We start from the raw sequence: 12,077 nt of genomic DNA, 5'->3' as shown, positions 1-12,077 counted from the left end.
TTGGCGCTCTCGGGCGCCGGATCCAGCACGCAACATCCGCTGGCCTCGGGCGCCGTCTCGCGTGTCTACGGCCGGGAGGCACGTGGCCCCCTGGGCATCTACAACTTCTCGGGTGACCTGGGCAAGGCGGCACTGCCCGCTGCCGTCTCGTTGCTGATCACGCTGATGCCCTGGCGCCACGCGCTGTGGGTGATGGCAGCGTTGGGCTGCATCGCCGCCGCCGCGATTGCGCTGCTGCTGCCCGCCATCCCCCAAAAGCAGGCCGCTGCCGAGGCGCCCGCCAGCGAGGGTCACCGGGGTGCCGGCACAGGCTTCGCCCTGCTCTTCACCATCGGTGTGCTCGACACCGCGGTGCGCATGGGCCTGCTGACCTTCCTGCCCTTCCTGCTGCAGGCCAAGGGCGCATCGACACCGATGGTGGGCACGGCCCTGGCACTGGTCTTCGCAGGCGGTGCAGCAGGCAAATTCCTCTGTGGCTGGCTGGGCGCGCGCATGGGCGTGGTCGGCACCGTGCTGGCGACCGAAGGCGGCACGGCGGCCTTGACCGTGGCGGTGATGTTCACGCCGCTGGCGCCCACGCTGGTGCTGCTGCCGCTGCTGGGCCTGATGCTCAACGGCACCTCGTCCGTGCTGTACGGCACGGTGCCGGAACTCTCGCACCCGGACAAGACCGAGCGGGCTTTCGCGCTGTTCTACACCGGCACCATCGGCTCAGGCGCGGTCGCGCCGGTGCTCTACGGCTTTCTCGGCGACGGCATCGGCGTGCAGGGCGCCACCTTCGCGACCGCGCTGACCGCGCTGGCCATCTTTCCGCTGGCGATGGCGCTGCGGTCGCGCCTGCAGGCCGCTTGACTCGGCCCTGCCGGAACCCTCAACCCGCCCGCATGAACCGGCGGGCGAGGCAGGCGTCCAGCGACAACGCGCCCGGGCCGCGGCAGAGCAGCACCAGCAGCATGGCCACCCATTGCAGGTGCGTGGGCCAGGCCTGCGGGTAGACGAAGACTTCGATCACCGCCGTCATGCCCAGCAGCGCGGCTGCGGCGAAGCGGGTGCCCAGGCCCAGCAGCAGCGCGATGGGTGCGGCCACCTCCAGCGCCACGCCCAGCCAGGCTGCCACTTCCGGGGGCACGAGCGGCACGCGGTACTCGTCCGCGAACAGGAACAGCGTGGTCTCCCAATTGGCCAGGTGCGTGAGCGCGGAGCTCCAGAACACCCAGGCGACGGCCAAGCGCAGCGGGATGGCCAGCGCGGCGTATGGCACGGCGTCGAGCTGACGGACCAGCTGAATCAAGCGGTAGACAGGGCGCGAACGTGTCGCGGGCATGGGTGAGAAGAGGTTCTGAGTCATGTTTGGGAAGAGAGGAAGAAGGCTCGGAAATGCCGGCGCAGCAGATGCGCCTGCAGCAGCGCTGGTGCCGCATCGGCCACGCCGGCCGCAGCTGCGCCTACCGGTTCGCCTTGGCACAGGGCGTGGGCGAACTGCCACGCGTGCGCTGGCACACGCTGCACCACCAGGCCTTCCGCCTCGCGCGAGACGAAGAGCCAGGCCGGGCCGGCGTCCAGGTCCAGCGTGTGCAAGGCCTGCGAGTCGTCCGCCAGCACCGCGGCCCAGAGCTGGTCGATGGGCTGGCGCACCGCCAGCAGGCGGAACGCAGCGCGCGGTGCGAACCGCACCAGCATCGCGTCCGCCTCGTCCAGCAAGGCCAGCGCGGCCGCATCGCAATGGGGCTCGTCCGGCGCCCGCAGCACCTGGTTGACCAGGCGTTCCAGTTGCGCCAACTCGGCCAGGTAGGGCAGGCCAGCGGCGGGCTTGAACGCGGCGATGAAGGCCGGGAAGGCGTCGCCATAGTCGTCCAGCCAGCCATGCCGTGGCGGATGAGCGTGCGCGAACTCGGTGGCGGCAAACGCGAAGAAGTCCGCGCCCACCAGGGCTTGCACCGCGGGGAAGATCAGCTGCAGCGACGTGGTGAGGGCCTGCTGGATGGTGTGGCGGTGGACCTGCAGACGCTGCGCGGCGGGCAGGCCCTCGTTGCACAGGTGCCGGCTGAGTGAGGCCTGGGCTGCCGTGGTGGGCCGCAGCAAGCCGTCAGAGAACAGCTGCTGCAGTTCGCGCAGGCTGGGCGGCGATGAGGCTTGCATGGTGGTCCAGGAGGTGTTGGGCCTTGTCGGCCTCGGCCAGCAGCGTGGCCAGTGGCGGCAAGTCGGTGTCCCACTCGATCAGCGTGGGCACGCGGCCGAAGCGCTGCAGCGCCTGCCGGTAAAGCGCCCAGACCTCGGGCGGCACCGGCGAGCCGTGGTCGTCGATGCGCAGCGTGTGGCCGTCGATCTCCACCACGCTGTGGCCAGCCAGGTGCATCTCGCCTACCGCCTCGGTGGGCAGCGCCTGCAGGTAGGCGGCGGTGTCCCAGCCGTGGTTCATCGCGCTGACCTGCAGGTTGTTCAGGTCCAGCAGCAGCCCGCAACCGGTACGCCGGCAGACCTCGGCCAGGAATTCGGCTTCCGGGATCGGCGAGTGCGCAAAGCGCAGGTAAGAGGACGGGTTCTCCAGCAGGATGGCACGGCGCAGCAGCGCCTGCGTGCAGTCCACGTTGCGGCAGACCACGGCCAGCGACTCCTCCGTCATCGGCAGCGGCAGCAGGTCGGGCAGCCAGGTGGTGCCGGCCTGGCTCCAGCTCAGGTGCTCCGAGATCAGCCCGGGCGCCACCCGCTCCGCCACTTCGGCGACCTGCCGCAGGTGCACCAGGTCGATGCCCTCGGCGCTGCCCAGCGACAGGCCCACGCCGTGCAGCGACAGCGGGTAGTGCTGTCGGATGCCGGCCAGCGCGGCGATGGCGGCACCGCCGCCCATGTAGTTCTCGGTGTGCACTTCCAGCCAGGCCACGGCAGGCAGTTGCTGCAGCAGTTGCGACTGATGCGGGAAGCGCAGCCCGATGCCGGCGGCAGCCGGCACGCGACCACGCCTCGCGCTGGACTGGGCAAGCGCGGCCGCCATCGCGTCAGTTCGCCTGCGTGTTGCCGCCGGCCAGCTTGGCGCACACACCGGCCGGCACCAGCACGATGGACTGCGGGTCCCGCGCCTGCGTGGCCTGGCCGGCGCAGGAGTGCTTGCCCACCGCACAGTCGTTCTTGCCCACGGCATTGACGCCATAGCACTTCTCCAGGTGCTGCGCGGTGGCGCGGGCGATGTTGTCCTTCACGACCTGCGGGTACTCCTTGTCCTGCGCGTGCGCGGTCGACAGCAGCAAGGCCGGAGCGGCAATGCCGGCCGCGGCAGCCAGCAGGGAGACGGAGAAAAATCGGTTCTTCATGAGGGTTCCAGAAATGGAGTTGGTGAGAGAGGAATCCGGTGTGGGTGTCAGGTCCCACACCGCAAGCGAATCTTCTGATCCGGCGCCCGATCTCGTAAGACGGCAAAGCTGCCGACTTGGCGAGGCGATCCTGCCAAGCGGCCTGGCGAGGTTCGCTGCACCAACAAAAGCGGCCGCTGAAAAGCGGCCGTGTGGGGGCGGGGAAGCGGCGTCAGCTCGCCTGCCGTCCTGGCATCAGAGCCCCGCGCTCGAAGGTCATGCGGCCGAAGCGCTCGCGGTAGTCCGAAGGCGTGAGGCCGGTGTGGCGCTTGAACAGGCGGCGGAAGAAGGCGAGGTCGGCATAGCCCACCTTCTCGGCGATCAAGGCCACCGGCACCTTGCCGCTTTCCAGCATCTCCTTGGCCGAGGCGATGCGCAGCGCCTGCGTGTACGCGCCCGGCGCCTGGCCGGTGGCCGCCTTGAAGCGGCGGATGAAGCTGCGCGCGCCCATGCCGATGCGCTCGGCCAGCGTCTCGGTGGCCATGTCTTCCGCCAGATGGGCCAGCAGAAATTCCTCGGTCTCGCGGATCTTGCTGTCCGCATGCGGCAGCGAGAGCGGCAGCACCGCGTAGCCGGCCTGGCTGCTGCGCGGCATGCTCAGCAGCAGCGACTTGGCACACTTCAGCGCAATCTCGTGGCCGCAGAACTTGTCCACCAGGAACAGGCTGAGGTCGATGGACGCATACACGCCGCCGCTGCAGAACACGTGGCCGTCTTCGGTGACGAACTGGTCCGGCCGCCACAGCACCTGCGGATAGCGCGCCTTCAGCGTGTCGGCGACGGCCCAGTGCGTGGTGGCCTGCCGCCCGTCCAGCAGGCCGCATTCGGCCAGGAAGGCCACACCGGTGCAGATGCCGGCGATGTAGGTGCCGCGGTCGTGCCATTTGCGCAGCCAGGGCAGCAGCGAGGTGGTGCGGGCGATGCGGTCCTGCACGTCCAGCCCGGAGGCCGGCAGGATGATGAGGTCGGTCTCCTCGATGTCCTCGATGCCGCATTCGGGTGTCAGCCCCAGTGCGCACAGCGTGGTGACACGCGCGCCGTCCACCGACGCCACCTTCACGCGAAAGCGCGGCTCGGAGCTGAGGCCGTGGAAGAGGTTCCACAGCGTGCCGGCGGAATGGAAGATCTCGATCGGCGCGACGGAAGTGGAGGCGAAGCTGGCTTCGGTCAGCACCACTGTCACGTCGATCACCGGCTTGGCACGGCGGGCGATGGAAAGCGCGGCGGCATCGTTCATGCGGCCCTCCGTTTGGGTCTTGGCGCGGGATGTGTCATGGGTGCCCATGATGCAGGCTGAATGCGCCAGGCTGAAGAGGCGATCCGGACAAGCATCGGGGGTGAACCCGACATGCGCGCTGCGCAGCCCGAATGCCCCCGGCATTTGTCCCGAATGCCGTCTACCCAGGCCGCGCGGCGTTGCCCATCATCGGCACCTCATTCACTTCCCTCGAAAGCTTCCATGAAGCGCTACCTGATCGAACGCGACCTGCCCGGTGTGGGCACCCTGAACAGCGAGCAACTCAAAGGCACGGCCCGGGCCGGCAACGCTGCCACCGAAGCCCTGGCCGGCAAGGCCCAGTGGGAGCAGTCGTTTGTCGTCGCCGACAAGACCTTCTGCGTGTTCAAGGCCGATTGCGAGGCCACGCTGCACGAGCACGCCCGCCTGGCCGGTTTCCCGATCACGCGCATCACCGAAGTGGCGAGCGTGATCGAACCCGGCACGGGCATCGGCTGATGGTCGGCTCAATCAACGAAAGAGATTTACCAATGACATTGCGCATTCGAGCCCTCGTGGCATCCGTGCTGGCGACAGGCATCCTGGCCGGGGCTGGCGCACCTGCCGCGCAGGCCGCCCCCACGGTGATCCAGTCATCGGCGCCCAAGCCGACCATCGTGCTGGTACATGGCGCCTTCGCCGACTCATCGAGCTGGCGCCACGAGATTGCTGCCCTGCAGAAGGAGGGCTATCCGGTCATCGCGGTGGCCAATCCGTTGCGGGACGTTGGATCGGACGCCGCCTACCTGGCCAGCGTTCTCCAGACCATCCAGGGCTCCATCGTCCTGGTCGGGCACTCCTACGCGGGCTTCCTCATCAGCCAGGCGGCCGCAGAAGTGCCTGCCGTCAGTGCGCTGGTCTACGTGGCCGCCTACATCCCGATGCAGGGCGAAACGCCTGCGACGCTGACCTACATGTACCCCGGCTCGCTGCTGGCCGACAGCAACCTCGTCACCCGCACCGAGCCGACCGGGACCGACATCTACGTCAATCCCGCCACCTTCGGCCAGGTCTACGCAGGCGGTCTGTCCCCGCGCGCCATCGGCATCGCTGCCGCCGTGCAGCGCCCCATCCAGGCGTCGGCCTTGTCGGATGCGGCCACCGTCAACCCGCCAGCTTCGATCCCGAAGTGGGAGATCGTGGCCCTGGAGGACAACGCCATCCCGACCAAGGCGCAGATCTTCATGGCACAGCGGGCCCAGGCCACCATCGTGAAGACCCATTCGGGGCACGACGTGCCGCAAGCCAAGCCAGAGGTGGTCGTCAACACGATCCTGACAGCAGCCAGATCGATCTCTCAGGCAAATTAGCGTTCAAGACAGGCTGCGCGAACATGCACACCGCGAAAAAGCTTCAACGAGGTCGTGCGGTGGGATGGGGCGCTGCATCCATCGCAGTTTCAGAAGTTGGGGATCAAGGCGGAGTGATGCGATGGGCCGGTGCCATGCCCTGGCGCTGCTTGGCCTCGGCTGTGGCATCGCTGCCCATGAAGCGCAGCGCCTCGCGGGCTGCGGCGGGATCGGCGGCCTTGGCGCCCACGCCACCGGAGAACACGGTGACGACCTGCACCGGGGCCGGCATCAGGCCGAGGATCTCGATGCCGGACAGGTGGATCAGCTCGCTCAGCTGCTGGAAACCCAGCGCCACTTCGCCGCGCGCCACCAGCGAGCCCACCGGCACGCCGGCAGGCGCCTGCACCAGCCGGCCCTGCAGCTGCTCGGTGATGCCCCAGCGCTCGAACAACTGCAGCAGCGCGGTGCCGCTGGGGCCGGTCGAATAGCTGATGCTGGGCGCCGCCAGCACCGCGGCCTTCAACGCAGCTTCGCTGTCCACGGCCGGCTTGCTCGCGCCCGCCTGCACGGCGATGGCCACTTCCGAGCGCACCAGGTCGACCCGGCTGCCGGCCAGCAGGTGGCCCTCGGCGACCAGCTTGTCGATCACGTCCGAGGCCAGCACGACCAGGTCAAACGCCTCGCCGGCGCGCACGCGCTTGGCAGCGTCCACGCCACCCACCGATTCGACCTGGACGGCGGCACCGCCCTGCCTGGCAAAGTCGGCCACCAGTTCGGCCAGCAGTTGCCGCGTGGCCATCGAGGAAATGCAGTTCATTCGGGCTCCAGTGCCCCGCTTGCCGGGGCTCGGCGCGCCGTCGGGCGGGTTTCGTTTGCAGCCCGACAGGCTACACCAGCCCGCGCTGCCGGCTGCCCAGCACCGCCACGGCGGCCAGCGCCGCGGGAATGGCCAGCAGCATCACGATGGCGCCGAACTGCCAGTTCAGCCCCAGCAGCACGCCGCCCACCAGCGAGCCCAGGATGCTGCCGAAACGGCCCATGCCCAGCATCCAGCTCACCCCCGTGGCGCGCGCCGCCGTCGGGTAGCAGGACGGGGCGTAGGCGTTCAGTCCGGTCTGTGCGCCGCTCATGCAGAAGCCGACGAGGGTGACGATCAGCGCCAGGCTGCCGCCCACGCCGCCGGTCAGCCCCAGCGCCACGATGCTGATCGCACCGGCCAGGTAGGCCAGGCTGATCACCGCGGTGGGTTTGCGGCGGTCCATGAACCAGCCGACGACGATGGCGCCCACCGTGCCGCCGATCTGGAACATCGCGGTGATGCGCGCGGCGTCGGCCATGTCCAGGCCGGACTCCTTGAACAGCGTGGGCAGCCAGCCGGTCAGCAGGTAGATGACCATCAGGCCCATGAAATAGGTCACCCACAGGCCCGGCGTCATCAGCCGGTAGCCCTTGGCAAACAGCTGCGAGACGGGGGCCTTGATGGCGCTGACGGACTCGGTCGAGACAAAACTCACGTCCTCACCGAAACGCTGGCCGCTGACCTTGCCCAGCACCTTGGCGATCCTGTCGCGGCGAATGCCTCGCACGGCCATGAAGCGGCACGATTCGGGCAGGAACAGCAGCAGCAAGGGCAGCAGTACCAGCGGCATCACGCCGCCCAGTTGCAGCACCGCGCGCCAGCCGTGCGAAGGCAGCACCGCAGCGGCCATGAAGCCCACCACGGCAGAGCCGAGGTTGAAGCCGGTGAACATCAGCGTGACCAGCAGCGAGCGCGAACGCTCTGGCACGTATTCGCTGAGCAGCGTGGAGGCATTGGGCATGGCCGCGCCCAGTCCCACGCCGGTCAACAGCCGCAGCACCGCCATCTCGGTCACGCTGCTGGCCGCGGCCGTCCACAGCGTGAACAGGCCGAAGACCGCGACCGAGGCGGCGAGCACCGTCTTGCGGCCCAGCTTGTCGGACGTGGGCCCCGCGACCAGCGCGCCCAGCACCAGGCCAAACGGCGCTGCACTCATGACCACACCAAACGCAGCCTTCGAGAGGCTCCATTCCTTCAGCACCGCCGGGGCGATGAAGCCCATGATGGCAACGTCCACCCCGTCCACCGCCACGACCAGGAAACACAAGGCCAGGATCAGCCATTGGTACCTGGACATCGGCCGTTCGTTGATGAACTGCCTGACATCCACACTGCGCAAAGTCGCCACACCCGTCTCCATCAATGGGCGGCCCGAAACTGCTGGACGGGCCACCTTGTTGTCCGCGCTGCCGACCTTCGGCAAGCCGGCGCGGAGTCTAGGCAACGGGGTGTGGCGACAGAAGATGCCTGGGAGGAGACCGCAATAACGGCGCGTTATCGCAGCGGCTACAGCAGCTCGCGGGGTGTATCGAAAGACTGCACGCCGACGGCCAGCAGAACGCAACGCAGTTCCGCGGTCTGCTGATCGCGGGCGCCTTCGACCTTCAGGTCGCTGTGTGCGTGCTTGGCGTTCCACTCTCCGGCGAGGTGGTAGGCGGTGACTTCCTTGCAGAGCGCCCGGATCTGCCTGTCCTTGCTGGCAGCCCAGGGCTGGCGCTGGCCGCGTTCATCTTCGATGTAGAGGCTGAAGCCTTTTGTGTCGAACTGGTAGCCAACCGGGTACGAGAGGTGAACACCAAGGGCGTACTCAAGGGCCAGGCCGGTGAGGTTTCTTGTTTGAACCAAAGCCATCTTGTGCGGGGTCTTTCGTTGGGAAGGAATCCGCGATTTTCCCAGACCTTGAGAAAGTGCCGCGACAGGCCTGCCAAGCCGCCTGAATCGGTGGCCACGCGCAGGCTGTCAGGCCTTTCACGACAGTTCGGCGATCCGGCGCTGCTGGCTGGCTTCGAAATACAGCCGGCTGGCGGCGCTGTCCGGCGAGGACGCACCAAAGCGCAGGTGCAGCGAGTCGATCTGGTGGTCTGCCAACGGGTCGTGGGCGATGCCATCGGCCAGCTCGCGCCAGCTCGCCAGGAAGCGCAGCTTCCACATTTCCGAAGGCATAGAGGCTTGCAAAGCAATCATGAGGAACCAAACAGTGAGGGAGATGAAAGACGCCGAGGAACTCGGCGATGCGGCTGGAGCCAGCATCTGATCTCGGAGATTGCAGCAGCGTCAGTCGATGCGCGGCGACCTTGTAGGTGCGCGCTGATTGCGAGGGCCACAGCTCGAAGCAGACAGCCCGAAGCATGCCCGGGCCCAGCCCCATTCGGTCCAATGAAGAACGCCGTGCCAGCCCGATTGATTTGAGGCTGGCACGGCGCTGCGGCCGTCATGAAACGGCACGTGCGCTGTTTGGATTCAGCGCAGGTGGTGCACCCGCGCCAGCCCGTGGACGGGGGTGTCCAGTCTCTCGTAACGGGCCTTCAGCTGCAGCGACAGGAACTGCGAATAGTGCCGGCTCTGGTGCAGGTTGCCGCCGTGGATCCACAGGTTGGGCTGCTGCGTGGGTTTCCACATGTTGCGCAGCTCGCCTTCCCAGGGGCCCGGGTCCTTGGTGGTGCCGCTGCCCAGGCCCCAGACCTTGCCCACCTTGTTGGCCACCTCGGGCGACACCAGGTCGGCCAGGAACTGGTTCATCGAACCGTAGCCGGTGGCGTAGACGATCAGGTCGGCCGGCAGCTCGGTGCCGTCGGTCAATGTGACGCTCCTGGCGTTGATGTGCTCGATGGTCGTGCGGCTCTTCAGCTTCACGCTGCCGTTGGCCACCAGCTCGCTGGCGCCCACGTCGATGTAGTAGCCCGAGCCACGACGCAGGTACTTCATGAACAGGCCCGAGCCGTCGTCGCCGAAGTCCAGCATGAAGCCGGCCTGTTCCAGCCGCCCGTAGAGATCGGCATTGCGCCGCTTCATCTCCTCGTACACGGGGATGTGGAAGGTGTGCATGATCTGGTAGGGCACGCTGGCGAAGATCAGGTCACCGGTGTGGTGGTCAATGCCATTCTTCACCGCCTGCTCGCTGTACAGCCCGCCCAGCGCCAGCTCCATCAGCGAGTCCGACGGGGCGATGTGCGTGCTGCTGCGCTGGACCATGGTCACGTCCACGCCCTGCTCCACCATCGCGGCGCAGATGTCGTGCGCGCTGTTGTTGCTGCCCAGCACCACCACCTTCTTGCCCCGGTAGGCCTCGGGGCCGGGGTGCCGGCTGCTGTGGTGCTGCTCACCCTGGAAGCCATCGGCGCCAGGCAACTTGGGCACGTTGGCATAGCCCGAGACGCCCAGCGCGAAGACGAGCTGCTTGGGCCGCAGCGTCACGTCCTGCCCCGCGCGGTTGACCAGCACGGTCCACTCGCCCGTGGCCTCGTCGAAGCTGGCCTTTTTCGCCTCGGTGCTGCCCCAGTAGTTCAGCTCCATCACCTTGGCGTACATCTCCAGCCAGTCGCCCACCTTGTCCTTGGGCGCGAACACTGGCCAGTCGTCCGGGAAGGGCAGGTAAGGCAGGTGGTCGTACCAGACCGGGTCGTGCAGGCACAGGCTCTTGTAGCGCTTGCGCCAGCTGTCGCCCGGCTTCTCGTTTTTCTCGACCACGATGGTTGGCACGCCCAGGCGCCGCAGCCGCGCGGCCAGGATGATGCCGCCCTGCCCGCCGCCAATGATCACCACATACGGCTGATCCTCGTAGCCCAGCCGCGCCTGTTCCTCCTGGCGCCGCTCCAGCCAGCTCTTGCGGCCCGGGTGCACGCCGTGCTCGGCGCCCTTGATGCGGCGCGTGCCCTTCTTCTCCTCGAAGCCCTTCAGCTCGACCATGGTGGTCAGCAGCGTCCAGGCCTTGCCCTCCTTCAACCGCAGGTGGCCGCGGCCGCGCGCCACCTTCGTCTCGAAGCTGAACCAGGCTTCGGTCACGCCGTCGGCCTCGGTGGCTTCGCCGTCGATGGCGAAGTTCGACGGCGCCGTGTCGGCCAGCCGGGCCTGCAGCATCTCGCGGATCGCGCCCGCGCCTTCCTGGGTTCGGATGTTCCAGGTGAAGGCCACCAGGTCGCGCCAGTAGCCCTCGGGCTGGAACAGCGCCACGGCGGCGTCGATGTGGCCTGCCCCCAGCGCTGTGCCGAAGTCGGCAAGCCAGCGCTGCGCGGTGGCGGTCGGTTGGGTGTCTGTCGTCAAAGTTGTCTCCTGTGTCATCGGCCTCGGGATGGGCCGATCGGACAGGAGTTACTCAAGAGCCGTGCCGGCGCGGGGGCGCGCGCAAGTCCTTGTCAAGCAAGGAAATGGGCGTGCGACTGGGGTGTCACAGCGGGGCAGCTGTCACACTCGGGTGATGTGACACCTGTCACTCTGAGCCTTGGTGATTCGGCGCGACGATGCCCGCGCGTTTCATGCGGCGGTACAGCGTCATGCGGGCGACACCCAGGCGCCGCGCGGCCAGGCTGACGTTCCACTGCGCGGCGCGCAATTCCTGCAGCAGCGCGTCGTCGCCTTGGTTTGGCAAATGCGCTTCGACGGGGCGCAGCGGCACGTGCGCCACGCTCGCCAGCTCCGGCAGGTCCTGCAGCGAAATCGGCCCATCACCGGCCACGCTGGCGGCGCAGTCCAGCACGTTCTTCAGCTCTCGCAGGTTGCCCGGCCAGGCGTAGGCCAGCAGGCGCGCGCGCACCTCGGGCAGCAGCGTGCGGCCGTGCAGGAAGCGCGTCAGCAGCGCCGGCAAATCGCTGCGTTCGCGCAGTGGCGGCAAGGCGATGTGGGCACCGTTGAGGCGGTAGTAGAGGTCGTCGCGGAAGCGGCCAGCGCGCACCAGCGTTTCCAGCGGTGCATGCGTGGCGGCAATCACGCGGATGTTCACAGGCACTGGCCGCGTGGCGCCCACCGGCAGCACCTCGCGCTCGGACAGCACGCGCAGCAGCCGTGCCTGCAAGGGCAGCGGCATGTCGCCAATCTCATCGAGGAACAGCGTGCCGCCATCGGCCTCGGGGATCAGCCCGCGCTTGCCCCTGGGCGCCGCGCCGCTGAAGCTGCCCGGCAGGTGGCCGAACAACTCGCTCTCGATCAGGCTCTCCGGGATGGCCGCGCAGTTCACCGCCACGAAGGGTCGCGTGCGGCGCTCGCCACTGGCATGCACAGCCTTGGCGAAATACTCCTTGCCCGAGCCGGTCTCGCCAGTGATCAGCAGGTTCACCGGCGAGTTCACCAGCTTCGCGGCGCGCTCGATC

14 protein-coding genes are annotated in these 12,077 nt (G+C 68.0%); 3 read left to right on the top strand and 11 right to left on the bottom strand.

From position 1 onward, the window contains the following. On the top strand, window positions 1-852 hold an 852-nt coding region (locus FKP22_RS09165; protein WP_141287169.1), incomplete at its 5' end, for an MFS transporter. A 19-nt stretch (window positions 853-871) separates the two neighbouring features. Here the strand turns inward: FKP22_RS09165 and FKP22_RS09160 are convergent. The 5 genes from FKP22_RS09160 to FKP22_RS09140 form a co-directional block, all read right to left on the bottom strand. Next, the gene (locus FKP22_RS09160; RefSeq protein WP_231010821.1) at window positions 872-1,324 is read right to left on the bottom strand and encodes a DoxX family protein; all 453 of its coding nucleotides are present in this window, start codon (window positions 1,322-1,324) and stop codon (window positions 872-874) included. Between the two features lie 20 nt (window positions 1,325-1,344). Next, window positions 1,345-2,139: an HvfC/BufC N-terminal domain-containing protein gene (locus FKP22_RS09155; RefSeq protein WP_141287165.1), complete on the bottom strand. Its 795-nt coding sequence runs from the start codon at window positions 2,137-2,139 to the stop codon at window positions 1,345-1,347. Further along, window positions 2,087-2,992: an MNIO family bufferin maturase gene (gene bufB / locus FKP22_RS09150; protein ID WP_141287163.1), complete on the bottom strand. Its 906-nt coding sequence runs from the start codon at window positions 2,990-2,992 to the stop codon at window positions 2,087-2,089. Before bufB ends, FKP22_RS09155 begins: the two co-directional genes overlap by 53 nt. 4 nt (window positions 2,993-2,996) lie before the next feature. Next, entirely contained in the window at window positions 2,997-3,308 is a 312-nt protein-coding gene (locus tag FKP22_RS09145) for a BufA1 family periplasmic bufferin-type metallophore (protein ID WP_141287161.1), read from the bottom strand. Between the two features lie 211 nt (window positions 3,309-3,519). Then, on the bottom strand, window positions 3,520-4,584 hold the full coding sequence (locus FKP22_RS09140) for a GlxA family transcriptional regulator (protein WP_141287159.1): 1,065 nt from the start codon (window positions 4,582-4,584) through the stop codon (window positions 3,520-3,522). Window positions 4,585-4,806: 222 nt separating this feature from the next. On the opposite strand from FKP22_RS09140, the gene FKP22_RS09135 reads away from it, so the two are divergent. After that, complete coding sequence (locus tag FKP22_RS09135) at window positions 4,807-5,082, top strand: DUF4242 domain-containing protein (protein WP_141287157.1); 276 nt, start codon at window positions 4,807-4,809, stop codon at window positions 5,080-5,082. Between the two features lie 32 nt (window positions 5,083-5,114). After that, window positions 5,115-5,933 carry an alpha/beta fold hydrolase gene (locus tag FKP22_RS09130; protein WP_141287155.1) on the top strand — a complete coding sequence of 273 codons (819 nt, stop codon included), beginning with the start codon at window positions 5,115-5,117 and terminating at the stop codon, window positions 5,931-5,933. Window positions 5,934-6,036: 103 nt separating this feature from the next. Here the strand turns inward: FKP22_RS09130 and FKP22_RS09125 are convergent, their stop codons facing one another. The 6 genes from FKP22_RS09125 to FKP22_RS09100 form a co-directional block, all read right to left on the bottom strand. Then, window positions 6,037-6,732, bottom strand: a complete 696-nt coding sequence (locus FKP22_RS09125) for a substrate-binding domain-containing protein (RefSeq protein ID WP_231010816.1) — start codon at window positions 6,730-6,732, stop codon at window positions 6,037-6,039. Between the two features lie 70 nt (window positions 6,733-6,802). After that, window positions 6,803-8,122 carry an MFS transporter gene (locus FKP22_RS09120; RefSeq protein ID WP_141287153.1) on the bottom strand — a complete coding sequence of 440 codons (1,320 nt, stop codon included), beginning with the start codon at window positions 8,120-8,122 and terminating at the stop codon, window positions 6,803-6,805. A 158-nt stretch (window positions 8,123-8,280) separates the two neighbouring features. Further along, window positions 8,281-8,625, bottom strand: a complete 345-nt coding sequence (locus FKP22_RS09115) for a hypothetical protein (protein WP_141287151.1) — start codon at window positions 8,623-8,625, stop codon at window positions 8,281-8,283. Between the two features lie 117 nt (window positions 8,626-8,742). Further along, a complete protein-coding gene (locus FKP22_RS09110; protein ID WP_141287149.1) occupies window positions 8,743-8,958 on the bottom strand; it encodes a hypothetical protein in 216 nt (71 codons plus the stop codon). A 276-nt stretch (window positions 8,959-9,234) separates the two neighbouring features. Then, window positions 9,235-11,052 carry an NAD(P)/FAD-dependent oxidoreductase gene (locus FKP22_RS09105; protein WP_141287147.1) on the bottom strand — a complete coding sequence of 606 codons (1,818 nt, stop codon included), beginning with the start codon at window positions 11,050-11,052 and terminating at the stop codon, window positions 9,235-9,237. Window positions 11,053-11,200: 148 nt separating this feature from the next. Further along, window positions 11,201-12,077: sigma-54-dependent Fis family transcriptional regulator (locus tag FKP22_RS09100; RefSeq protein WP_170200821.1), on the bottom strand; the 877-nt coding region annotated here is incomplete at its 5' end.

Origin of the sequence: Ideonella azotifigens, from assembly GCF_006519715.1 — a bacterium.
GTDB lineage: Bacteria > Pseudomonadota > Gammaproteobacteria > Burkholderiales > Burkholderiaceae_C > Ideonella > Ideonella azotifigens.
The sequence above is the reverse complement of the archived record's forward strand: the minus strand, read 5'-3'. Positions and strand labels throughout refer to the sequence as shown.

Bases quoted from the DNA above. Each gene is read 5' to 3' on its own strand.
- FKP22_RS09105 (WP_141287147.1), bottom strand. From the start codon at position 11,052: ATGACACAGGAGACAACTTTGACGACAGACACCCAACCGACCGCCACC.
- FKP22_RS09155 (WP_141287165.1), bottom strand. From the start codon at position 2,139: ATGCAAGCCTCATCGCCGCCCAGCCTGCGCGAACTGCAGCAGCTGTTC.
- FKP22_RS09140 (WP_141287159.1), bottom strand. From the start codon at position 4,584: ATGAACGATGCCGCCGCGCTTTCCATCGCCCGCCGTGCCAAGCCGGTG.
- FKP22_RS09130 (WP_141287155.1), top strand. From the start codon at position 5,115: ATGACATTGCGCATTCGAGCCCTCGTGGCATCCGTGCTGGCGACAGGC.
- FKP22_RS09145 (WP_141287161.1), bottom strand. From the start codon at position 3,308: ATGAAGAACCGATTTTTCTCCGTCTCCCTGCTGGCTGCCGCGGCCGGC.
- FKP22_RS09125 (WP_231010816.1), bottom strand. From the start codon at position 6,732: ATGAACTGCATTTCCTCGATGGCCACGCGGCAACTGCTGGCCGAACTG.
- FKP22_RS09115 (WP_141287151.1), bottom strand. From the start codon at position 8,625: ATGGCTTTGGTTCAAACAAGAAACCTCACCGGCCTGGCCCTTGAGTAC.
- FKP22_RS09160 (WP_231010821.1), bottom strand. From the start codon at position 1,324: ATGCCCGCGACACGTTCGCGCCCTGTCTACCGCTTGATTCAGCTGGTC.
- FKP22_RS09135 (WP_141287157.1), top strand. From the start codon at position 4,807: ATGAAGCGCTACCTGATCGAACGCGACCTGCCCGGTGTGGGCACCCTG.
- bufB (WP_141287163.1), bottom strand. From the start codon at position 2,992: ATGGCGGCCGCGCTTGCCCAGTCCAGCGCGAGGCGTGGTCGCGTGCCG.
- FKP22_RS09110 (WP_141287149.1), bottom strand. From the start codon at position 8,958: ATGATTGCTTTGCAAGCCTCTATGCCTTCGGAAATGTGGAAGCTGCGC.